The following is a 23,864-nucleotide window of genomic DNA, read 5'->3' on the forward strand; positions in this document are numbered from 1 at the left end:
ACCTACCTTTATTCTTCATCGTTTTTATGCCGATTTCTAATTGCCTCTTTTAAAGTTTGTTCATCAATATAATCTAAAACCCCACCACGAGGGATTCCCCGAGCCAATCTAGCATAACTAATCTGGTTTTTTCGTGCAATGTCACGTAAGTAATTAGCTGTTAATTCACCATTAAAAGTAGCGTTTAAAGCAAAAATTAACTCACTGTTCTGATTCACTCGCATTAATAATTCTGGAATCTTTAACTTATCAGGAGTAATGTTTTTATTTAAATCAATCTCTCCTTTTAAAATCGCATAAATCCCATTAAAAGTTTTGCTCTCTTCAACGATTTTGGCATCCATCATGTTAGCCACAACCATTACCTGGTTTTGGTTTCGGTGTGAATCACTACAAATTGGACAAATTCCATCAATAGTTAAATAAAAACAGGTTGAACATTCACCTAATTTGGTTTTAATCATCAATAACCCTTCATCAAGTTCTTTTAAAGTGTTTGGATTATTAATCAAACCCATCACTAAGCGTTGGGCAGTTTTCTTACTAATTCCTTGAAGATTTTGAAATTTTTCTACAACTTGGTCAAACTTATTTTCCATTATTTATCCCCAAAGTTAACATCAGTTAAATCAAATAATTGGGCAGCCTTGTCTAATAATTCTTGGCTTTGTTCAAGTTGATGACTAGTTGCCTTCTTTTCATTTGCAGTATAAAAATTGTCAAAGTTAATTTGTGTATACTCAGGTAGAAAGTTTTTTTGCTTTAAATCAGCAAAGGTAGTTTTAGTTTCTTTTCACATTGAAGCACTTACTCCGTACACCACATACTTGTCTTTCAATACCTTAAACAAAGCAGCACTAATTTCTGGCTTAACTAACGATAAATTAATCAAATTAGCACTGATAAAATTATCAGTAGTAATAATAATTTCAGAACGATTAGCCGCAGCAATCTTTGCTCCATAAAAAGCTGAAAGTTGATAAGCTTCATCAGAAGAGATTAACTCATTGGCTTGATTAGTTTCAAAAATCTTTTGGAGTTTATCGTTTAATTCATGGCGAAGAGTAGGGTTTTCTTCCTGAACCACCCCCATTAAAACATTAATTAAATCATCAATTAAGTAATTAATCTTTGGTTCGTTCAAACTAACTTCAATTAATTGGTGTTGATGATCAATTAACGCTTCTAAACTTTGAGTAGTTTTAGTCAAAGGATTAAGGTTTATTTTTTTAGAAGGATTTGGTTGTGATTGATTAATAATTTCAGAATATTCATCAACACTAAGAGTTTTACTCGTCTCTTCTTTTTCTGATAATTCTGCAGTAGTTAGATTTTCTCTCAAAGGTTCTTGATCTACTTTTATTTGCTGATTATCTGGTGTGGAAGGTGATGACACAATTTCATCAGATGCTTCTTTTTGCTTTGGATTAAGCACGACCTTCTTTGTGACTACTGCTTGTGATCTTCCACTTGATAGTTGTGAATCCATGGTTTGAATCGTTTTTAAAACACTCAACAAAATATAGTCAAAGCCAGCCGTGGTATTTTTGGTTTTAATATAAGCTTGAGTTAGATTATCAGTGATTAAAAATAAATCGTTTAAAGGAATGGTTTTAAATGCCATTGCATCCTCAACATTAAGTTCAGTGAGAAAGCTTTGATCAAGAGTTAACTGGTATTCAATGATTTCTTTAATCATTTTGATTAAAGCCAATGTTAAAAGGTTGAAATCCATTCCTTGTTGACGACTGTGCTCAAAATAACTAATTACTTCCTGACTTTCGTGATTTAAAATCTGGTGAATAATCGCTAACTTTTCTGCTTTAGTAGCGATATAAAATAAAGTTTTTACCTCTTCAATATCAATTTTTTTAGAATCATAAGCTACGACCATTAATTGTTCTAAATCATTTAAAGCATCCCGCAACGATCCTTCACTAATCGCATAAATTTGTCTGGCGGCTTCTTGACTTAAATGATAACCTTCTTCATGAGCAATAAAATCAATTCGAGCAGTTAAATCTTGGTTACTAATTCGTTTAAAGTTAAACGTTTGGCAACGCGAAATAATTGTTTGGGGAATCTTGTCATATTCAGTGGTCGCCAGAATAAACACCACATGTTTTGGTGGTTCTTCTAAAGTCTTTAATAAAGCGTTGAAAGCAGCTTTTGAAAGCATGTGAACTTCATCAATAATATAAACTTTATATTGGCCAATAATTGGTAAGGTTTGGACATTATTTTTAATATTACGAATTTCATCCACTCCGTTGTTAGAAGCAGCATCAATTTCATAAATATCAGGAAACTGGTTATTGTTAAAAGTCTGACAATTAGCACAAGCATTACACGAATCACCGTTCTGCAAGTCTAAACAATTAATTCCCTTTGCTAAAATTCTCGCCACTGACGTCTTTCCAGTTCCGCGTTGACCCGCAAACAAATAAGCATGATCAAAATTATTGTTCTTTAATTCAAACGTTAAAATCTCCACAATATTTTGATGACCAGCAACATCTTTAAAAGCATTCGGACGATAAACTCGGTATAAAGAATTATGTTGTTGCATTTCGTTTTCACCTCTTTTGCTCCTTAATTATATAATTAAATGTTTCTTTTTTTCTTTTCGCTAACTTTTTGCTATGAAAAAACATAGATATTTACAAAATTTGGGTGTATAAATTCTATGAGTGATTTATGAGAAATGAGTTTGAGAACAAATGAAAAAATATATGTTAGATGATAAATTTTGTCCCGTGGCCAAGACCCTTGAAGTCATTAATACACCATGGAAGATTTTAATCGTTTATAAGTTAATAAATGGGACATTACGTTTTAACCAAATCAAACGAGAAATTCCTAACATCTCTGAAAAAATGTTAAGTGTTTCGTTGAAAGAGTTAGAATCTCAAAAGATAATTAATCGAGATGAGATTCATAATGGTCCGTTGAGGGTTGAATATAAACTAAGCCAAATCGGGAATGACTTAATTCCGATTATCAGTGCCGTTACCGAATTTGGCAATAAAAATTTTAAACCAATTGAAAAAATCGCTTAATCAGCGATTTTTTATCGTAAATTATCATCAAAAAAAGTTCTTAATTTCGTTTGATAAATTTTTTCTTGTTCTCTAGTTCCTGCCTTTTTTAAAATGACTTCTCTGCTATTTAAGGCAAAACTTTTAGTCACTGTGTTTTTATTATTATCAATCACATAACAGATTTCATCAATTCTTGCCTGACGAATTGCCCCAAAACACATATCACAAGGCTCAAGACTAGTATAGATTTTGCACCCCTTAAGATTGTTAGTAGTCTTTATTTGGAAGGCATCGTTAATGGCATTAATTTCAGCATGACCACAAATTGTTTTAGTTTTCATCCGGTTGTTATATGACTTAGCAATAATGTTTTGGTCTTGATCAATAATAATCGCACTTGCAGGGATATCATCACTACTTAAAGCCAAATCGGCTAAAACCATTAATTCATTAAAGTATTCGTTTTCCATTTTCTTAACCTCACAAAAGAAAAACCACTATACAAGACGCTTTTCTTTATAGCTGCTACCTTCCGGTCCTGACTAGATTCAGATGCAATCTTTATAATGGCAACATTATTTTATCATTAATTCTACTTACTTTAAGAATTTTTCACCATTAAAGTAAGGTTGTAATTTAGCGGGTAGAACAAGTTTTTCTCCATCATAATAGTTCTCTAAAATAGCAGCAATCAAGCGATCGATTGCCACTCCACTTCCATTAAGAGTATGTGCTAATTTTGTTTCATTATTATCATCCTTATAACGAATCATCATGTTCCGTGCTTGAAAATCACCGCAATTAGAACAAGAAGAAATTTCTCGATATTTATTTTGTGATGGAAACCAAACTTCTAAATCATAAGTTTTTGTCGCACTAAAACCTAAATCCCCAGTACATAACTCCACCACGCGATAAGGTAAATCAAAAAGCTCTAAGATTAATTGGGCATCCTCAACTAATAGTTCTAATTCTTGGACTGAATTTTTTTGTTCAACAATTTTTACTAGCTCCACTTTATTAAATTGGTGCAAACGAATTAATCCTTTAGTGTCTCTTCCTGCACTTCCAGCTTCTTGACGAAAACATTGACTAAAAGCCACATATTTTTTTGGTAATGTTTTTAAATCAAGAATCTCGTTAGCATGAATATTAGTTAAGGGTACTTCAGCAGTGGGAATTAAATACTGATTCCCAGTAATATAAGCGTCCTCAGCAAACTTAGGTAATTGTCCTGTTCCATACATTAATTCTTGGTTCACAATTACTGGAACAAACATTTCTTGATAATCGTGATTAGTATGAGATTGAATCAATAAATCTGCTAAAGCTCGCACCATTTTTGCCCCTTGGTTGGTATAAACCACAAAACGTGAACCACTTAATTTTGCACCTAAATCAAAATCAACTAAATTTAATTTCGTAGCAATCTCCCAATGAGGGACTGTTTGTTCTTTTTTCTTTTCATCACCCCACCTACGGATTTCTTGATTATCATTTTCATCAATACCGACTTTGATTTCAGCATCAGGAAGATTAGGAATGGTACGTAAAAAACGGTCTAATAGATAATTAACTTCTTTAAGTTGTTCATCATATCTAGTAATAGCTTGGTTAATTTTACCAACCCTGGTCTTGATTGATTCAACCTCATCATTCTTTTTTGCTCGAACTAGTTCACCAATGGTTTTTGACAAATTGTTACGATCACTTTTTAACTTTTCAACATCAATCAAAATTAGTTTCCGTTGGTGGTTTAACTCTACTATCTTGTGAACGTCGCTAGTGTAATCAGCATTACGAGAATTCAAACGTTTAACGACCTCTTTTTGGTTGGCTTCAATAAAATTAATATCTAACATCGTTAAACTCCCTTTTAGTTATAAATAAATTATAATCGTTAATTAAATTAAGAAAATATTTTCCAAAAGAAAGAAATCAGGTTTAAACATAAATACTTAATTAACAGATTTATTTCAACAAAATTTAATCAGTAAACACCAATAAGTTTATCTGTAAGCATATAATGAAAAAAGGGAGACTGAAGTCTTCTGAGAAAGGAAAATATGAAAATATTATTATCGATTTTAGGCTCACTAACAATTGCCGGGTCGGGGGCAACATCTCTTGCCAACATTACTCATCAATCTACAAAAACTAATCACAGTAGTATTATTAGGAATCAAAATGTAGAGCAAAAATTTGTTACAAATGAATTTGTAGAAATAAGCACTAATAATTCTACTGATAAGAATGAAAAATTATTAGATTATGGTTATAACATTCAAACTCAAAGTGAGGAACAATTCAATATTTCCCAATTTTTAGAACAATATTTAACTACTCATCCAGATAGTTCGTTAGAAGATGATCTTCTTAGTTCTTTAGTTCTAATAAATCAAAGCATCCAAATAAATTTTGATTTATTAGAAGTTTACAAGAGCGATACTAAACTTTACAACATATTAACAAGTACGGAACTTGTTAATAATTTAAATGCTATTTATAACCAAAAACTCTTAACTTATGATGCTGATTATCAAGTTTTTAGTTTCGGAGATGAAAATTTTAAAATCGAAAGTAATCTTTCTAAATCAATCTGAATTGAAATTCATTGATATTGATTTGGGTATTTTAAAGTCCATCTTAATCATGATTTAACTCAAAAAATAAAAAGAGCCTTAGATACTGGAGGTGCGACTATTGGAGTAATAATGAGCGTCTTCGATCAAGAACCTACAACTAAAATAGTTTTGGCTACTTTGGCAATTTTTTGCATCCTTAGTGCTTGGTTGTTCAGTGAATACGACCACGGCAAAGGAGTATGAATAGGGTGTTTTTTAGGTAATGTTGGTTTAGGATGAGGTTCTAACAAATAATCATGCAAATAACTAAGAAAATTTTATTGTCTTTAACACTTATCTCAAGTATTGTTCTTGCTCCTTATATGTTTGATTTACTCCACAGTAAAGGGATTAATATTATCCTTGTTTGGCTCACTTCCTTTGTTTTCTTGTGTGCAGCTATTTCTAGTATTTGTTGAATGAACAATATTAATAATTTTTGATTATGAAAGTTACCCTCATTATTAATTCTGCCATTCAGTATTCCTTTTTTAATTATTGATTATCTTGAATCTAAAAGAACAATAATAATTCAAGAACCAATGAATAGAAAAACTAAGATGATAATAGTTTGAATATTATTCATTATAAATTTACTTATTTTTACTTTTATTATCGTTTTTTCTTCGCTAAAAGGACTGCCGTGACTTATAGCACACAATATAAAATACTTTTCCAATACCACAGAAGCACTATTTTGAGAAGAATTAGTCGTTTTATTCTTACTTGCTCTTGGTTCGGTTTTCTTAATTATTAATTTTTATTATCCAAAAAAAGTGTTTAAAGTTTTAAGTTTAAGTGGTTTGATATTCAATTGATTCTATCTGTCCTTAGAAAGAATTGATGAAAAGGGAATCTGCTTCTTCATTAAACATAAAAATATTGTAAAAATAGAGAAAGATCCTAACAAGTAATGCAAACAACCAAAAAGGTTCTACTTTCCTTAATTTGCATTTTCAGTGCTTGTCTTGGTATTGAAGAATTGTTTACAGCAATTTTGAATGTTATCAATCCGCCTTGATATGCTGGCGATACAGGTATAAACATTATTTTTTCTTGAATAGTTACAGTAGCTTTTATTTTTGCCTTCATTTCAAGTCTTTGTTGAATCACTAATGTTGGCAAAGGATTTTGGTTGTGAAAACTTCCAGCTTTATTAATCCTTCCTATTAGTATCCCTTTTTTAATTATTGATTTTATTGAATCAAGAAAGTCAAAAGAAGTAATTAGTAAAACAACAAATGAACAAAATGGATTAACGCTTTTGTGAGTAATTTTTGGAATTAATTTAGCTTTTGGAATAGTTGTGATTTTAGTTTCAATTAGAGAAATGTTTTGAAATTTTATCTTAAACTATATAGTAAAAAGTCACCATCTTGACATTCCAAATGGTATCGATTTAATCATTTCAGGTATTGGAATTATTATTGGATTAATCTTGATTATTAGTTCTATTTTTTTGGTGATTAACAATTATCATCCTAAAAAGGCCTTTGAAGTTTTAAGTTGATTCGGATTTCCTATTAGTTGATTTTATTTGTTATTGAAAACAATTAATCAAAAAGAATCTCATTATTTCTTTAAAAAAAATACAACCAATTCTTCTACTCAACAAATTTTAGTAGATTAATAATCCTATCTATTTAGTATTGTGAATACAAGCAAAGAAAAACTCCTTATTTTCTTAAGGAGTTTTTTTATTCAGTAATAGTTAAATCATCATCATTGTCAAAAATTTGCGTGATATCAATTGTCTGATCATCATTGTCAAAAATGATGGTTGGTTCAAAGTTTTCCTCATAATCAAGATCTTCTAACCCATGCTTATTGTACTCTAAAGCAACAGCACTAATTTCTTGGTTAGAACCTAAATTAATTCCTTTTACTCCCCTGGCAGTTCTTGAAAGAGTCGGAATGGCACTAACTTTAGTTTTAATCAAGTTACCATCACTTGAAATGATTAGGAGTAAATCAGTTTCTCTAGCAGCTAATAAACCACTAAATTTTCCTTCATTAAGGTCCATAACCTTAACCCCTTTACCATTTCTTCCACTAATACGGTATTGATCAATCTTAGTTTTTTTGAAATTACCTTTTGAAGAAATGGTAATAATTTCATCAGTTCCAAACGAAGTTGTCGCTCCCACTACCTCATCATGTTCTTCTAACTTAATTCCTTTTACTCCAGTAGCAGTTCTAGATAAAGAGCGAACAATGCGTTCATCAATTCGAATTACTTTACCAAGAGTTGTTGCAATAAAGATGGTTTCTTCACCAGTGGTTGGTAAGACTGTAATTAAACGGTCACCCTCTTTTAAAGAGATGGCAATTTTTCCGTTTTGGTTTACCCGGTTAAAGTTTTCAATCTCAGTCTTCTTAATTGTTCCTTTTTCAGTAACAAATACTAAATACTTGAATTTTTCTTTATTATTTCTAAGCGGGAGAATGGCAGTAATTTTATCTTCTTTAGTTAAACCTGGTAAAAAGTTAAGTGCAGGAATTCCCTTTGAATTTCGTGAATATTGTTGCACTTGATAAGCTTTTACCCGGAACACTTTTCCAGAATCAGTAAACATCATGACCCAGTCACGAGTTTTACCCATTGCTGCAATTACAATCGGATCATTGTTATTACTATTAACATTAATTCCGCGACCACCACGTTTTTGAACCTTAAATTCGTTTGGGTCAACTCTACGCAAGTTACCTTCTTGAGAAAGTAAGATAATCATTTTTTGATCAGGAATTAAATCTTCATCATCAATATTTAATAATCCATCAGAAATGGTTTCAGTTCGACGAGCATCACCAAATTTTTCACTAATTTCATTTAATTGATTGATTAAAACTTGGTTCTGTTCTGAAGAATCATTAATTAATAAGTTCAAATAATCTAAACGAGTAGAAATTTCATTCATTTCAGTATGAATTTTTTCTTGTTCTAAACCAACTAAACGTTGCAGGCTCATTTCCAAGATCGCTTTAACTTGGTCTTCATCAAATTCATAAGTAGTCATTAAAGCATTTCTAGCAATTTCCACACTTTGCGAATCACGAATCGTTTTAATAATTGGATCGATGTAATCCAATGCTTTGCTTAAACCTTCTAAAATATGTAAACGTGCTTGTTTTTTTGTTTGTTCAAAAAGTGAACGTTTCACAATAATTTCTAGTTGATAATCAACATAATAACGAATAATTGATTTTAAATCCAAGAGTTCAGGAACATTATTTCGCAACGCTAATAAATTAATTGAAAAACTGCTCTGTAAAGGAGTTTGACGGAACAATTGGGAAAGAATCAATTCTGGATTAGCCTCTTTTTTTAGGTCAATCACAACTTTAATTCCTTCTTTTAGGTTAGATTCATCACGAATATCACTAATTCCGTTAATTTCTTTATTACGAACCAAATCAGCGATTTTTTCAATAATCTTAACTTTATTGGTTTGGTAAGGAATTTCAGTGACAATAATTCGGTCTCGACCTTTATAGTTTTCGGTTTTGGTTTTAGCACGCATACGCACACTACCCTTACCAGTTTTATAACCTTCTCGCATTGATTTTCCGTTAGTCATTAATGCTCCGGTCGGGAAGTCTGGACCTTGAATATAATCATCTAATAATTGATCAATTGTAATTTGGGGGTTATTAATATAAGCAATAATTGCATTATTCACCTCAATTAAGTTATGAGGAGGAATATTAGTAGCCATTCCCACAGCAATTCCCATTGCTCCATTAGCTAAAAGGTTAGGAAAATAACCAGTTAAGTAGGCTGGTTCAATTTCAGAAGCATCATAGTTATCAATGAAAGGAACAGTTTCCATATCAATATCTTTAATTAAATAACCAGACATTTTTGTTAATCTGGCTTCAGTATAACGCATTGCAGCAGCGCCATCCCCATCGATTGAGCCAAAGTTTCCATGACCATCAACCAGAGGATAACGATAAGAGAAATCCTGAGCCATTCTGACCATCGAATCATAAACAGCAGTATCTCCGTGAGGGTGATACTTCCCAATCACTTCTCCTACAATTCGTGCAGACTTTTTGTGCGGTTGGTTAGCTGTAATCTTCAAGTTATCCATCGCATAAATAATTCTCCGATGCACTGGTTTTAACCCATCACGTAAATCTGGTAAGGCACGTGAAACAATAACACTCATTGAGTATTCTAAAAAGTCACGACGAACTTCGGTTGCAATATCAATTGGTTCTAAGCGGCCATGGCCAAATTCTTCTTTTTCACTCATTTTAAGGTTTCCTTTCTATTATTTTTCAAAACCGTGATAAACACTTTCACTATCATGATACAAGTGTTTAATATCAAACCTTTGTCGGTAATCTTTTAAATCACCAGTTTCAAAAGCTTTGATAGCTTCACGAGCTGATTGGTGAGAATCACACAAAGTAAGTCTAGGTACATCTCCAGAATTTAAATCTTCATCATAGAAAGCACCAGTAATCATTTCATTTAAACCAAAACCAACAATTTCACCCTTAATGATTCCTTGTTTATATCTAAAATCAGAAATAATTGGATAAAGTCGTTTATCAGGATTATTCTTTGCCATTTCAACAACTAATCCAAATTCCATATGTGTTCCTGAATCTCAACCATCAATCTCTAAAATCACATATTCTGCTGCTTTTAGTCCTGCATAATCTAACTCAAAAATCTCTTTGTTGGTTGGAGCAGTACCTTGATTAGTATCAAAATCTACTGGATTTTTAATCTCATAATCAGGAAAAAGTTCACGCAAAACTGCTCCCTCTCTTTTTCTTTGATCTCACTGCGCTTCGTTAAACATTGATCCAGCGTTGTAAATAATTTTCTTTGTCATAAATTTATTTCTCTTTCTTAAGTTAATTGTTAAAAATCAAGGTTTTTAACATATTCAGCATTCTCTTGAATAAATTGGCGTCTTAATTCAGGATCTTCTCCCATTAAATTCCCAAACACTTCGTTAGCAATAGCCGCATCTTCTAAATTAATTTGCAACATCATCCGTTCTTTTGGATCCATTGTGGTTTCTCACAATTGTTGTGGATCCATTTCTCCTAAACCTTTATAACGTTGAATTGTGTAACGTCTATTGGCAAATTCCTTACTCTTAAAGTCTTCTAATTCTTTATCAGTATAAGCATAAGCTACTTGTTTTCCTGCTTCAATTTTATAAAGTGGTGGTTGAGCAATAAAGACATTACCACTTTGAATTAATGGACGCATGTAACGATAGAAAAAAGTTAACAATAACGTTCTAATGTGAGCTCCATCAACATCAGCATCAGTCATGATGACAATTTTGCCATAACGAATTTTACTAATATCAAAATCTTCTTTAACTCCTGCTCCAATTGCAGTAATCATCGTTTTAATTTCGTTGTTGTTAAAAACCTTGGTTGGTTGAACTTTTTCAACATTCAAAACCTTCCCTTTCAAAGGAAGAATAGCTTGATATTTACTATTTCGTCCTTGTTTGGCACTTCCTCCTGCAGAATCTCCTTCGACAATGTAAAGTTCAGCAAATTCTGGGTCTTTAGAAGCACAATCAGCTAGTTTTCCTGGTAAATCAAACTTATCAAGAACTGATTTTCTTCTAGTTTCTTCACGTGCTCGTTGAGCAGCAAATCTTGATCGTTGCGAAGTTTGCAATTTTTCTAAAATCAATGCCGCATCATCAGGGTTTCCTCATAAATAGTCTTCTAATTTTTCACCAACAACTAAATCAACTGCATTTTTAGCATCAGGGTTTGCCAATTTAGTTTTAGTTTGCCCTTCATATTGAGGATCAGTATGTTTAACACTGATTACAGTAGTCATTCCCTCTTTAATGTCATCTCAAGTAAAACGCGAAGAATTAGTTTTATTTTTTGAATCTTTTTCATTAGCATAACGGTTAAAAATTCGAACTAAAGCTTGTTTGAATCCTTCTTCGTGAGTTCCCCCATCCCGAGTATTAATGTTATTTACAAATGAAGCTAAATCATCGTTGTACTCGGCATTATATTGGAGCGCAACTTCAACTTCAATATTATTAACTAAACCATCAGCATAAAAAACTTCTTGATTAATAGCGTTTTTTCCTTGATTAGTTTCCTTAACATAGTCAATAATTCCGTTAGGAAAATGGAAAGTAACTTTTTTATTGGTTCTTTCATCAGTTAAGTTAATCACAACTCCCTTATTTAAATAGGCTAATTGTTTTACCTTATTTTTGATGGTGTCATAGACAAAAACAGTGGTTTCTTTAAAAATTTCTGGATCAGGTTTAAAACAAACGATTGTTCCAGTAGTCGGAGTTTCTCCTAAAACTTTTAATTCAGTTTGTTGGGTTCCTCCATCAAAAAACCTTTGGTGGTAAATATTTCCATCCCTTCACACTTGCACATCAACATACAAACTTAAAGCATTGACAACACTAGCCCCAACCCCGTGTAATCCTCCTGAAATTTTATAACTATCAGAGTTAAATTTTCCTCCAGCATGCAATTGGGTGAACACCAGTTCTAAACCAGTTTTACCACTATCTTGATTAATTCCTACCGGGATTCCTCGTCCGTTATCTTGAACAATAATTTCATTTTCTGCAGTAATTTTGATATCAATTTTATTCGCTTGACCAGCCATCACTTCATCGATTGAGTTATCAATAATTTCTCAAACTAAGTGGTGTAACCCAGATGATCCAGTTGAACCAATATACATTCCTGGACGAACTCTTACTGCTTCTAAACCTTTTAAGACTTGAATCGAGTCAGAATTATATTCATTATTTTGTTTTTTTTCTTCAGCCATTTTTATTGATTTCCTTCATAGAATCAATGGAGCTTTTAAAACCCATTTATCATACTAATTATATCATTTTTTTGCTTTTAAAACGATGTATAAAGAAAAGCAATTATCGAATTATCACCTACACATAAAATTAAAAGAAACTCGTAAATAAAGCATTTTTTCGTCTTTTTGAGTGAATTTTCTAAAAAGTTTTATTTTAGAATAGTTAAATTAAATATTCCTAAATAATTTTCCAAGGTTAAATTTTCTGGACGAAGTTGCCAATCAACACCACTTTGAGTTAAAATTTCTGCTGCTTTTGTCTTGTTGTTAACCACTCTGGTTAAATTATTCAAAATTGTTTTGCGGCGGTTATTAAACAAGGTACGAACAAAATCAAGAAATCGCCATTTATCAACCACTTGGTCTAAATAACGAGTATGAAAAGTTAAACTAACCACAGCACTATCAACTTTGGGAATGGGACGAAACATTTTTTTATTAACCATAAACTCATATTTAGTTTGAGCAAAAAATGCACAAGCAATTGAAAGGTTATTGTAATTATTTTCATTCACTCCCGCACAAAGGCGCAGAGCAACTTCTTTTTGAAGCATAAAGACTGCTTTGGTTAAAATGTCATTAAGATGCAAAGTTTTAAAAAGAATTTCTCCAGTAATGTAGTAGGGGGTATTAGAAATCAGATAAAAATGGTCAAACTGTTGGGTTTGTTTTGCAATTAACTCCCTTAAGTCAATTTCTAAAACATCAGCAATAATCAGTTCAAAGTTTTCATCTGAAATTTTTTCTTTTAGAATCGTTTCCATCTCTTGATCAATTTCAATCGCAATTACTTTAGCAAATCTTTTAACTAACTTCGTGGTTAGTGCTCCAGTTCCTGGACCAATTTCAATGACCAAACTATTTTTTTCTTCCCCTAAGAGATTAAGGATTTTATTAATTAAATTCCCATCACTGATGAAATTTTGTCCATACCTTTTTTTAGCCGCAACTTGTTGACTCATCTATTATTCACTTTCTTCTAATATTTGTTGAATTTCTTGTGCACTTAAGTTCATTCAGTTCAACCATTTAAACAACGTTTTATTGTTAAGTTGGTCAAAATGATAGTAAGCACAAATTTGCTTTCTGATTAAAGGTTGAAAGAAGCCAGAATCAAGATATTCTTTTCAAGTTAGAGACTGGTGTTGATCAAAAATAATGAGGTTCCCCATCGCTTTAATGATTGCCTCATCACTTGCCTCAGCAATCCCAATCTTTCCTGGTTTAAGAATGTCTTTTTTCTCAATAAAAGCGTTATAAACTTCACCTTCTAAAGCCTGATTAATAATTTCTCTAATCTTTTTACCCGGAGTATCTGGATCGGTAAAAACAATGATTTGGTGATCGATTCCTAGCGTTTTAATTTGATTAATAATTTCACAATTAATCCCCATTCCACTAGTTTCAAGCACCTTAATTGTTTCACCATAAATTTTCTTTAACTTCGCACTATCAGTTTTACCTTCAACCACAACCACAGCTGGTTGAAAACCTTTTATTTTACTTGTTTCCATTGCCCTAATTTTACTAAAAAAGTAGTGCGATTGATACTAACACCATCATTCTTACTTTTTAAAGTTTTTATCATCACCAAACAAAAAGAATTGAAGGTTAAAATTAGACCAAGGAGAATAAAAAAATGAAATTAGAAGTTATTGCCACAAGCATAGTAGATGTTAAAGCAATTAGTCAGAGTCAAGCTGATCGGATTGAATATTGCCATACGATGGTCGATGGTGGCCTAACTCCAAAAATAAAAGAAGTTAAGCAAGCCTTATTACTCCCTGATCATCAACCGATTAACGTGATGATTCGTCCCAATGCTAAAAGTTTCGCCTACTCTTGACTGGCTTATCAACGCATGAAGTGATCTGTTTATCAATTTGCCAAAACTGATGTGAATGGTTTTGTCTTGGGAATTTTGAAAAAAGGCAGTAATGAGGTCGATGAAAAACGGTTAAAGAAGTTAGTCAAAATTGCCCAAAAGCAGAGCAAAGAACTGGTTTTTCACCGCGCAATTGATCAAGTTCCTAGTTATTCCCAGGCTCTTGATACTTTAAAATCATTAGGCTTTAAAACAATTTTAACTACTGGAGGTCACCAAGCAATTACCAAGAACTTCACGACCTTAGACCAATTGCAAAAAATGCACAAGGTAATCGTCATGGCAGGAGGTGGAGTTAATCAAGATAATGCTAAGGAAGTTTCGCTTCATGTTGATGAACTTCATGTTGGTTCTTCTGTTCGGGTTAATGGTTGAGATTCTTCAATTGATATTGAAAAAATTAATCAAATTAAAAAATTAATTGAGAAAGGTTAAGTATGAAAATAATTAAATTAAAACCTTATTTTTCAGAAAAAATCTGAGGTGGTCAGGAATTGAATAACTTTGGTTATCAAATTCCTCAAGATAAAAAAATCGGTGAGGCGTGAATTATTTCAGCTCATCCTAACGGAATGAGTTATTTAGATTCGCCAGGAATTCCCCACCAATCTTTAAAAGATTTTTTCAATCAAAACCGGCAAGAGTTTGGCAACTATCAAGGCGAATTTCCTTTACTAGTAAAGATTATTACTGCAAACGATTTTTTATCCGTGCAAGTTCACCCTGATGATCAGTATGCTAAAAAACATCATCAATCCTTAGGTAAGCCAGAATCTTGGTACGTTTTAGCTGCACCAGAAAATGCTCAACTAATTTATGGTCATCATGCTAAAACACGTCCAGAATTAGTTTCGATGGTGAAGCATAATCAATGAGAAAAACTTTTAAAAAAGGTTCAAATTGAAGTTGGAGATTTCGTTTATGTTGATGCAGGAAAAATTCACGCCATTACTCCTGGAGTTGTAGTTTATGAATTACAACGTTCAAGTGACATAACTTATCGTTTTTATGATTTTGAACGAGAAGATGAGTATGGAAAAAAGCGCTCTTTAAACATCAAAGACTCCCTACAAGTAACAACTGTCCCAGATTCTAAGGATCAAATTATCAAAAAAGCAGAGAAATTAATTTGATCAAGTTCTGCTTTTAGTTTATATCTAGCTGATGTAGAGGAAAAAGAGGTGTTTAAATTATCAAAAACAGAACAACCCTATTGGTTGCAATTCACAGTTATCAGTGGGGAAGGAACAATTCATCAAGAACCCTTTAAAAAGGGGGAATCAGGAATTGGAATTGGTAATTTAGAGGATGTAGAGTTAGTTGGAAAAATGAAAGTTTTAATTTCTTGAATTAGAAAATAGAGGTATTTAACAATGAATAAAGTCGGTATTGATATTGGAGCTACAAGCACCAGAATTGCAGTTTTAAATGATAAAAACAAACTTTTAAAAGGAGAGAAATTCACAACAGATGTAAATGATTTTGCTCACCAAATGGATGAAATCTCAAAAATTATCAACCAGATGGAAACCCAGTTTGGTCCAATCAAAAGGATTGGTATTTGTGCTCCTGGGCCTTTAGACCTAAAAGAAGGACGGATTTTAAACGCACCAAACTTGCCTGGATGGCGAAATTTAAACATTGTTGATCAATTTCAACAAATGTTTGCTGGTAGCAAAGAAATTCACTTAGATAATGATGCCAACGTTGCTGCCTTAGGACAATTTTTAACCTATCCAACAGCACCACACTCATTGTATTATGTTACAGTCTCTTCAGGAATTGGGTCTGGATTTATTTATCAAGGAGAAATTTTTCACGGCTACAACTATACAGCAACAGAAATCTTTAATTCCCTTCCTTCACTAACAGAAGATAAGAATCCATCTCAAACAGGAATTGAATACTTTGCTAGTGGAAATAATATTCCTAAAGTTCTAAAAGAACGGGGAATTGATGTTAAGGACGCTACACAAGCTTTTCAACTAAGAACAACTAACAAAGGAATTGAAGATTACTTTGTTGAATACAAAAAACGAATGGCTGCGTTTTTAGCAACTGCAATCTATTTTTATAATCCACAATACCTTGTTATCGGTGGTAGTGTTGCTTTAAAAAATCAAGATTTTTTTAAAGAAATCATTAATTACACTTATCAAATCACATCTCATTTAGAACATAAAACTACCATTGAATTCGCAAAGGATTTAGAAGAACAAACTTTAAAAGGTGCAGCGAATTTATAATGAAACAACTAAAACTCAGTTTAACCACTGAGTTTTCTTAACCAATTGAAAGCGGTAGGACTAATTGCTTTAAAGTAGTATCGATACCTTCATCTTTCAAACTACTAATTTCTAAAGGTTTAACTGAAGAAATTAAACCGACCACCACTTCTTCATGATCAAAGGTGCGAAAAGCATCTAATAAGTACTTAATGTTAAAACTAATCTTTTGAGGTTCACCCTCAAACTCAAAGTTAGTCAAAGTTTCAGCATAATTACCAATTTCAAGACTTGTTGATGAGAGCTCAATTCGTTCTTGATCGATGTCTAAAACAACCACAGGAGTATTACCCTCTTCATTAGTTAAATTAGCTCGATTCAAGGCCTTTAAGAAGGTAGTTCGTCCCAATTTTAAAGTGGTGGGAAAGCTTTTAGGAAAGGCATTAGCAACGTTGGGATATTTCCCTTCAATTAAAGTTGTTTGTAATAAAGAATTTTGGTTAAAGACAAACGTAATGTAACCTTCAAACAAGTAAATCACCAGTTCTTTGCAACCATCCAACAACCTAATCAATTCACCAAGAAGTTTGAAAGAAAGGGTAAACTCAACATCCTCTGTCAGTGGTGTAGTTAAACTAATATTTTTGGTAGAAATTCGAAAACCATCAGTGGTAAAAATCTTCAAAAAGTTATCACCAGATACCCCTTGTAAGTTCATTCCTGTGAAAATAATCTTTTTATTGTATTCATCAATTGAAATTATCGTTTGGTTAATCCCCTTACGCAATTCACTAGGATTAAGTTTTAACTCAACTCCATTTTCACGAAAACCAATCAAAGGATAATCATCTGCATTAAGAATTTGCAAACTAAAACGAACTTTATCAGTTTTAATAACTAACTGGTTCTCTTCAACCACACTTAACTCTACAAGATTTTCTTCAATCTTTCTTAAAACCTCAATTAAATAGCGTCCCTTTATAAGTAACGTCCCCACTTCTTGGATTTCTAAGAAAGGATCAGTCTTCTTATTAATGGTTGCTTTTCAATTAACGCCCCCATTAGAACTAAGAAAGATAATTGCATCATTAGTAATTTCTAAATGAACTCCTAATAGTTCAGGATTAATTATTTTTGCATCAATGATTTTATTTGCTTTTGAAATTTCATCTAATAAAACTAGACGAGACATTTTTAGCTTCATTTTTTTATCCTCACATCTCTTTTATTCTAATGGAAAGAAGGTCTTAAAGAAATGCTTTCTTGATTTTTCTTAATCAATTTCAAGGATCAAAAATTTTAGAGTTTAGGAGCAGGGTTATTTTCTTTTTTATTTTCTTATTATTGTTATGCTATTGAATTGTGGAAAACTTTTTTTAATCAAGCACTTATGATTATTTGAAGTTTTATTACTGAATTATGAACTGTGTTTAGTAGTGAAAAACTAGATGGTTAACGAGCGATAGTGATGTCGTTTTTAATGGTGCTCAAAACCTTTTTAAAATCTTTATCTGCTTCGCTTCGTTTTTGAATTTTATCAACTGCATTTAAAACTGTCGTATGGTCTTTGTTACCAAAAGAAATTCCGATTTTAACATAACTTAAACCAAGGATGTCTTTAGTTAAATACATTGCTACGTGTCGAGCGTTAGTTACTGGAGCAGTGCGGGTTTTTCCATCAATTTGTTTCACTGTTACCCCGTATCGTTGGGCGACAATTTCTTTAATTTTAGTGGTACTTAATTTACCAATGTTTACCACTGGAACATCGCGAAGAACGTATTGAACATCACTTAAACTAACTGGAGAGGTGGTAGTTGAATGTTCGCTTTCTTTTCAAAAGGCGATTCGGTTGATTGTGCCATAAATTTTGCGAATATCACTAGAATAATAGGCAGCAAGATATTTAATTGCTTCTTCGGTTAAAGTCATTTCTGGATAGTTATCCCGAATAATTTCTTCAATAATTAAAGTAGCGGTCCTGGTATCAGGAGCTTGAACCTTAACACTTAAACCTAAATTAAATCTTGTAATCATCCGTTGATCAAAACCATTAAGTTCGTCTGGTCCTTTATCACTGGTAATAACAAGTTGTTTATCTTCTTCAATAAAGTTATTAAAGATTGAAAAAAGCACTTCATTGGTTTTTTCTCGTTTAGCTAAAAACTGAATGTCATCAATTAATAAGACGTCACAATCATTTAATTTTTGCTTGTATTCTTCAATTGCTTGGTGACCTTTACTAATTAAATCAACCACCATACTGCCAAATCGTTCGCTGGTCAAATAAAGAGCTTTTAAACGCAAAGGATTGGTGTTAATTTCGCCTTCAATTGCCTTTAAAAGGTGAGTTTTTCCCAAACCAGAATCACCATAAATAAACAAAGGGTTTCACAATGTTCCTAGTTTTTCTCCGACTTTCTTAGCAGCTTTGTAAGCTTGTTCATTACTTTCACCAACCACAAAGTTAATGAAATTGTATTTGCTTTTAACAATCGAGATTGGAGAAGTTTGCTCTGGTTGAGTCTTTTTTTGAACATTATATTCTTTGGTTGTTAAAATTTTTAAACCCACATTATGGTGGAGTTTTCGTTTAATCAGGTCGTTTATCAAAGGTAAAAAATCAACCAAGAAATTTTTAGCAACCAAAGAAGTTACCACGATTAAATACTCGTTTTCTTCTTCGTTTTGAATTAATTTTGCGGGAGAAATATAGCTGTTGTAGATGTTACTTTCCACTGATGTGTCAGTAGCTAAAGTTGTTTTAATAAAATCCCAGAGTTGATCAACGTTCATTTGTAACTAACCTCTTAACATGTTTTATATTATATCTTTTTCCTTAGTGTTAGTGGTGAAAAATGTTAACAATGAAAAAGTTTCAACATAAAATTGTTAGGAACTTTTTATCGATTAAACCTGATTTTCAGGCTTTGATTTAGTTTTTCCACAATTTAACATTTGAAGAACAAAATCGGTGGAAAATTATCCCCATAACCTAATAATAATCAAGTATGGTGGAAAACTAAATAAAATCTTTTTATTTTACTGTAAAATACGTCAAGAATACGTTATAATCTTTTGGAAATTGTCTTTTTAAGGAGGCTATGTTAACAATGAAAAGAACTTGACAACCAAGTAAGATTAAAACTGCCCACACGCACGGTTTTAGAGCTAGAATGGCTACTAAAAGCGGAAGAAGAGTTATCAATGCTCGTCGTGCCAAGGGAAGAGCAGAATTGAGTGCTTAATTTATTCACTAAATTAAGTTTTTTTACCGTTTAATGAAAAACCAAAGAATTATTAAGAAAAACCACCAGTTTCAAATCATTATTAACCACAACCAAACCAAACTTAATCCTACGTTTGTTTTATACTATGAAGCACCAAACGATAATAAGGGATTACATTACGGAATTAGTGTGGGAAAGAAACTAGGTAATGCAGTATGCCGAAATAAAATTAAACGCCAAGTTCGCATGATGATTCAAACTTTATTAAAAAACTACGCAGCCTTGAATATTGAAGTAATTATTATGGTGCGTAAGCGTTATCAAAGTCAGAATTATCAAAAGAACCTTCAGGAGTTAGAAAAATTATTTAGTCGGATTGCATTAGAAGTTAAATAAGTTAGCAAGGAGGGAAAACCTTTGTACAAACAAAACAAGGGGGGCACAAATAGTCGTGTCCTTGATTACTTTAATCCTAAACAAAGTAATGAGCCAAAGTCAAAACGAGTACGTCGACAAATTTGAAAATGAACTAAGATTATTGGTTTCTTGTTTGTTTTGATTTCGATGGTTTGAGGATGTGCGCAGATGTACCAATCTGATTACATGGTTAGTCAGGTTACTGATATGACAGGAGCAAAGATTTTTGCTCCTGGAACTGCTTTTGAGATTATCATTCGTTCTTTGGGTGAAAGCGGTGGCCGGATTCACATGCCTCACGGAGACATTAGTGATTTTGGTGAATATGGTTATAATTCAATTACAAGTTGAGGCCAAGCTTTCACTGTTACTAAATCGCCTTTCTATGGTTTCTTTGTTTATCCAATTGCCTTCATTCTTGTAGGGTTGGTAAAAGGATTTTCTGGTACTTTAGAGCCAGGTTTGGACGCTCATTCACAAAGAATTTTTGGAGTTTCAGTATTCTTTGCGATGTTTTTCACGGTTTTAATTATTCGTTTAATCACTCTACTCTTTTCTTGAAAAGCACAAAAGAATCAAGACAAAATGCAAGATATGCAGATTAAGCAAGCAGAAATCCAAGCCAAATATAAAGGAAAAAAAGATCAAGTTTCTCGGCAAAAAATGACTATGGAAACGCAAGCTTTATACAAGAAAGAAGGAATTTCTCCTTTAAGTTCTGTAGGGATGGGATTAGCACCCCTACCGTTCTTGTTTGCGATTTATGCAGTAATTCGTTCAACTAGGGTTTTAAAAATTGCCAATATTGGTGCGATTTCTCTGATTGAACAACCATGACACCAAGTGACTCATGGTCAACCAATTTATCTTGCGCTGTTAGCGGTTTATTTACCACTACAGATCGTGTCAATGTTACTACCAACCTTCTTACAATATCGTCGTCAAAAAGGAACTGCCCTTTCTGAAGCGCAGAAAAAAGCGCGAAGAAGAAACTTAATTATCCAACTTGTGATGATTGTGGTCTTCATCTTCGTAGTTGCTTCAATCGCCTCAGGGGTGGCAATTTACTGGATTATGTCTTCAAGTTTTCAAATTTGTCAAACCTTGGGATTCCACTGGTATAACCAACATAAACGTCAAAAAGGTTCTCAAGAACGTGAACGTCGTTTACGTCAAGAAAGAAAACAAAAAGCTAAAATTGCAAGTAAATAATTTAGCCAAAAATGTCCTGATGGGACATTTTTTTCTTTATTAAAAGATTAATATGACAAAATATTTTTTCTCAAGTTTCTTTTTTAAATTCAACGTTTTTAGTTAAAATAGATACATTAAGAGGATAAGAACATGAAAGTTAACGATACCATCATAGCTCCTGCTACTACTTTAACAACCCAAGCGATTGCTTTAATTCGTCTTAGTGGTAGTGAAGCTTTAAATTTAATTAACCAATTAACTCAGCAATCAATTCCTGATTCTCGTGGTTTTTATTTCCGGAGATTGTATGATCAAGAACAATTAGTTGATGAAGTTGTTATCACTTTCTATAATGCTCCTGCTTCGTTCACTGGCGAAGAAGTGATAGAAATTGCCTGTCATGGCGGAATTTTGAACACCCAAAGAATTATTAACTTGTTAATTCAAAAAGGAGCTAGAATGGCTTTAAAAGGAGAATTTTCCCAACGTGCCTTCTTAAATAATAAGATTGATTTAATTCAAGCAGAAGGAATTAATGATTTAATTCATGCAACCAATGATTTAGCTTTAAAAATTGGTGTTGATAATATGAGTGGGAAAAATAATCAAGCGATTCTTAGTTTTAAAGCAAGTTTAATGGATTTAATTTCTCGAATTCAAGTTTCAATTGATTATCCTGATTATGATGATATCGAAGGTTCTACTCCCGAAGAATTAAAGTTAACTTTAACTTCAATTCTTGAACAGTTACAAGCAATTATTCACCGTTCAAAGTTAGCAATGAAAGCAATTGAAGGGATTAAAACTGCGATCATTGGTCAAACTAACGTCGGAAAATCTTCTTTATTAAATGCTTTAATTAATGAAAATAAAGCAATTGTTACTGATATTCCTGGTACTACTCGTGATATTGTTGAAGGTAAGATTAATTTAGAAGGAGTTACAATTAATTTAATTGATACAGCAGGAATTCGTCAAACCACTGATGTGGTTGAAAGTTTGGGAATTAATAAAGCTAAAGAGTATTTAACTACAGCACAATTGATTTTGTATGTGGTTAACTTTGATAACTTCAATAACCAAGAAAATAAAGTTTTATTTAATCAAGTTAAAAATAAACCCCATTTAATTATCTTAAATAAAGCTAAGTCTTTGACTGTGAATGAAATTACTCAAGTACAAACTTATTTCAATGAGGAAGTAATTTTGACTAATGCTGTAGACAATGATATTGATGATTTGATTAAAGCGATTAAAGTTTTATATAATAACGATGAAATCTTGAAAAATGACGATTTGTTATTAATTAATTTGAACCAAATTGCTTTGTTAGAAAAAGTTGCTCTTAGTTGTAAAAACGCTTTAACTAATTTAAATCACGATTATCCAATCGACATTGTTAATGTTGATTTGATGGATGGATGAAATAGCTTGGGTGAATTGATTGGTCAAGAATATGATGAAGAAATTATTGACAACATTTTTCGTAAGTATTGTTTAGGAAAGTAGGTTTTAATGTTAAAACTTGATAATTCAAAAATTTATGATGCTCACACTCATTTTAATGACTCTTGGTATCAAGAAGAAAAAATTGCTTTAAATACCATTATTAGTGAGGCTATGGATGCAGGAGTTGGCTACTTTAATAATGTTGGTTTTAGTCTTGCCTCATCCCAACTAGCAATTCGTCAAGTTGAACCTTTTACTAACGCTTTTGCCATTATTGGAGTGCATCCTAATGAGGTTGGTCAACACTCTTTTGATGATTTAGCAGTATTAAAGGAATTAACAGTTAATAAAAAAGTAGTTGGCATTGGTGAAGTTGGTTTAGATTATTTTTATTCAAACAAAGAGATTGAACTTCAACAAAAGTGATTTAAAGCACAAATCAAAATTGCTCAAGAGACCAAACTTCCGTTAATGATGCACCTTCGTGATCAGGTTAATCATTTTCAAGCTTATGATGATGCGTTGATGATTTTAAAAGATTATCAAGTAGAGAAGAAGGTTGTTCATTGTTTTTCTGCTAATAAAAGTTATGCGCAAAAATTTCTTGATCATGGTTGTTATTTAGAGATTGGGGGAGCAGTCACTTTTAAAAATGCCAAGCAATTACAAGATGCGGTAAAAATTATCCCTTTAGAACGAATGTTACTTGAAACCGATGCTCCTTATTTGACCCCTGATCCTTTTCGTGGACAAATGAATTTTAGTAAGTATCTTGGTTTAACAGTGAACAAGATTGCTGAATTGAAAGGAGTTAGTCCTCAATTAGTGATCGAAAAAACTACTCAGAACGCCTTTCACTTTTTCTTGAATCAGTAAATTAAGATAAACACAAATAAAACTGTTTTTCTTTAACCTAATTGTTATAAAATTAAGACATTAGCGGAGGAAATAA

At 32.2% G+C, this 23,864-nt stretch carries 22 protein-coding genes and 1 other RNA gene; 11 read left to right on the forward strand and 12 right to left on the reverse strand.

The window, feature by feature from the left end:
* Window positions 1-8 precede the first annotated feature (8 nt).
* Together recR and dnaX are read right to left on the reverse strand one after the other, a co-directional pair.
* Window positions 9-599, reverse strand: a complete 591-nt coding sequence (recR, locus tag LD125_RS03195) for a recombination mediator RecR (RefSeq protein WP_250137215.1) — start codon at window positions 597-599, stop codon at window positions 9-11.
* The gene (dnaX, locus tag LD125_RS03200; protein WP_250137640.1) at window positions 599-2,569 is read right to left on the reverse strand and encodes a DNA polymerase III subunit gamma/tau; all 1,971 of its coding nucleotides are present in this window, start codon (window positions 2,567-2,569) and stop codon (window positions 599-601) included. The genes recR and dnaX overlap by 1 nt, the downstream gene beginning before the upstream one ends.
* 151 nt (window positions 2,570-2,720) lie before the next feature.
* On the opposite strand from dnaX, the gene LD125_RS03205 reads away from it, so the two are divergent.
* The gene (locus tag LD125_RS03205) at window positions 2,721-3,059 is read left to right on the forward strand and encodes a winged helix-turn-helix transcriptional regulator (protein ID WP_250136624.1); all 339 of its coding nucleotides are present in this window, start codon (window positions 2,721-2,723) and stop codon (window positions 3,057-3,059) included.
* Between the two features lie 11 nt (window positions 3,060-3,070).
* Here LD125_RS03205 and LD125_RS03210 read toward each other — a convergent pair whose 3' ends face one another.
* The 3 genes from LD125_RS03210 to serS form a co-directional block, all read right to left on the reverse strand.
* Window positions 3,071-3,511 carry a deaminase gene (locus tag LD125_RS03210; RefSeq protein ID WP_250136625.1) on the reverse strand — a complete coding sequence of 147 codons (441 nt, stop codon included), beginning with the start codon at window positions 3,509-3,511 and terminating at the stop codon, window positions 3,071-3,073.
* A gap of 11 nt (window positions 3,512-3,522) precedes the next feature.
* Window positions 3,523-3,619: signal recognition particle sRNA small type (gene ffs / locus LD125_RS03215), an RNA gene on the reverse strand.
* 18 nt (window positions 3,620-3,637) lie between these two features.
* Entirely contained in the window at window positions 3,638-4,903 is a 1,266-nt protein-coding gene (gene serS, locus LD125_RS03220; RefSeq protein WP_250137639.1) for a serine--tRNA ligase, read from the reverse strand.
* 204 nt (window positions 4,904-5,107) lie between these two features.
* On the opposite strand from serS, the gene LD125_RS03225 reads away from it, so the two are divergent.
* Complete coding sequence (locus tag LD125_RS03225) at window positions 5,108-5,920, forward strand: hypothetical protein (RefSeq protein WP_250137638.1); 813 nt, start codon at window positions 5,108-5,110, stop codon at window positions 5,918-5,920.
* A 658-nt stretch (window positions 5,921-6,578) separates the two neighbouring features.
* Window positions 6,579-7,295: a hypothetical protein gene (locus LD125_RS03230; RefSeq protein WP_250137637.1), complete on the forward strand. Its 717-nt coding sequence runs from the start codon at window positions 6,579-6,581 to the stop codon at window positions 7,293-7,295.
* Window positions 7,296-7,362: 67 nt separating this feature from the next.
* On the opposite strand, the gene gyrA is transcribed toward LD125_RS03230, so the two are convergent.
* From gyrA to rnmV, 5 genes are all read right to left on the reverse strand, one after another.
* On the reverse strand, window positions 7,363-9,924 hold the full coding sequence (gene gyrA / locus LD125_RS03235) for a DNA gyrase subunit A (RefSeq protein WP_250137211.1): 2,562 nt from the start codon (window positions 9,922-9,924) through the stop codon (window positions 7,363-7,365).
* An 18-nt stretch (window positions 9,925-9,942) separates the two neighbouring features.
* Window positions 9,943-10,515, reverse strand: a complete 573-nt coding sequence (locus LD125_RS03240) for a nucleoside 2-deoxyribosyltransferase (RefSeq protein ID WP_250137210.1) — start codon at window positions 10,513-10,515, stop codon at window positions 9,943-9,945.
* A gap of 29 nt (window positions 10,516-10,544) precedes the next feature.
* Window positions 10,545-12,470: a DNA topoisomerase (ATP-hydrolyzing) subunit B gene (gene gyrB / locus LD125_RS03245; RefSeq protein WP_250136630.1), complete on the reverse strand. Its 1,926-nt coding sequence runs from the start codon at window positions 12,468-12,470 to the stop codon at window positions 10,545-10,547.
* Between the two features lie 191 nt (window positions 12,471-12,661).
* Window positions 12,662-13,474 (reverse strand): 16S rRNA (adenine(1518)-N(6)/adenine(1519)-N(6))-dimethyltransferase RsmA, encoded by an 813-nt coding sequence (gene rsmA / locus LD125_RS03250; protein ID WP_250137636.1) that lies wholly within the window; start codon window positions 13,472-13,474, stop codon window positions 12,662-12,664.
* 3 nt (window positions 13,475-13,477) lie between these two features.
* Window positions 13,478-14,026 (reverse strand): ribonuclease M5, encoded by a 549-nt coding sequence (rnmV, locus tag LD125_RS03255; protein ID WP_250137635.1) that lies wholly within the window; start codon window positions 14,024-14,026, stop codon window positions 13,478-13,480.
* A gap of 125 nt (window positions 14,027-14,151) precedes the next feature.
* Here rnmV and LD125_RS03260 point away from each other — a divergent pair, with 125 nt between their 5' ends.
* The 3 genes from LD125_RS03260 to LD125_RS03270 are packed head-to-tail and all read left to right on the forward strand — an operon-like array spanning window position 14,152 to window position 16,643.
* Window positions 14,152-14,832 (forward strand): copper homeostasis protein CutC, encoded by a 681-nt coding sequence (locus LD125_RS03260; RefSeq protein ID WP_250137634.1) that lies wholly within the window; start codon window positions 14,152-14,154, stop codon window positions 14,830-14,832.
* Between the two features lie 2 nt (window positions 14,833-14,834).
* Window positions 14,835-15,758 carry a type I phosphomannose isomerase catalytic subunit gene (locus LD125_RS03265; RefSeq protein WP_250137633.1) on the forward strand — a complete coding sequence of 308 codons (924 nt, stop codon included), beginning with the start codon at window positions 14,835-14,837 and terminating at the stop codon, window positions 15,756-15,758.
* A 12-nt stretch (window positions 15,759-15,770) separates the two neighbouring features.
* On the forward strand, window positions 15,771-16,643 hold the full coding sequence (locus LD125_RS03270; RefSeq protein ID WP_250137632.1) for an ROK family protein: 873 nt from the start codon (window positions 15,771-15,773) through the stop codon (window positions 16,641-16,643).
* Window positions 16,644-16,680: 37 nt separating this feature from the next.
* Here LD125_RS03270 and dnaN read toward each other — a convergent pair whose 3' ends face one another.
* Both dnaN and dnaA read right to left on the reverse strand, forming a co-directional pair.
* Window positions 16,681-17,826 carry a DNA polymerase III subunit beta gene (dnaN, locus tag LD125_RS03275; protein WP_250137205.1) on the reverse strand — a complete coding sequence of 382 codons (1,146 nt, stop codon included), beginning with the start codon at window positions 17,824-17,826 and terminating at the stop codon, window positions 16,681-16,683.
* A 248-nt stretch (window positions 17,827-18,074) separates the two neighbouring features.
* Complete coding sequence (dnaA, locus tag LD125_RS03280; RefSeq protein WP_250136637.1) at window positions 18,075-19,418, reverse strand: chromosomal replication initiator protein DnaA; 1,344 nt, start codon at window positions 19,416-19,418, stop codon at window positions 18,075-18,077.
* A 317-nt stretch (window positions 19,419-19,735) separates the two neighbouring features.
* On the opposite strand from dnaA, the gene rpmH reads away from it, so the two are divergent.
* The 5 genes from rpmH (at window position 19,736) to LD125_RS03305 (ending at window position 23,788) form a co-directional block, all read left to right on the forward strand.
* Window positions 19,736-19,870 (forward strand): 50S ribosomal protein L34, encoded by a 135-nt coding sequence (gene rpmH, locus LD125_RS03285; protein WP_250136638.1) that lies wholly within the window; start codon window positions 19,736-19,738, stop codon window positions 19,868-19,870.
* A gap of 33 nt (window positions 19,871-19,903) precedes the next feature.
* Window positions 19,904-20,248, forward strand: coding sequence for a ribonuclease P protein component (rnpA, locus tag LD125_RS03290; RefSeq protein ID WP_250136639.1), 345 nt, complete (start codon window positions 19,904-19,906; stop codon window positions 20,246-20,248).
* A gap of 21 nt (window positions 20,249-20,269) precedes the next feature.
* A complete protein-coding gene (yidC, locus tag LD125_RS03295; protein WP_250136640.1) occupies window positions 20,270-21,481 on the forward strand; it encodes a membrane protein insertase YidC in 1,212 nt (403 codons plus the stop codon).
* A 132-nt stretch (window positions 21,482-21,613) separates the two neighbouring features.
* A complete protein-coding gene (gene mnmE / locus LD125_RS03300) occupies window positions 21,614-22,972 on the forward strand; it encodes a tRNA uridine-5-carboxymethylaminomethyl(34) synthesis GTPase MnmE (RefSeq protein WP_250136641.1) in 1,359 nt (452 codons plus the stop codon).
* Window positions 22,973-22,978: 6 nt separating this feature from the next.
* Window positions 22,979-23,788 carry a TatD family hydrolase gene (locus tag LD125_RS03305; protein WP_250136642.1) on the forward strand — a complete coding sequence of 270 codons (810 nt, stop codon included), beginning with the start codon at window positions 22,979-22,981 and terminating at the stop codon, window positions 23,786-23,788.
* Window positions 23,789-23,864 lie beyond the last annotated feature (76 nt).

The organism is Mesoplasma sp. JKS002658 (assembly GCF_023566355.1).
Lineage (GTDB): Bacteria > Bacillota_I > Bacilli_A > Mycoplasmatales > Mycoplasmataceae > Edwardiiplasma > Edwardiiplasma whartonense.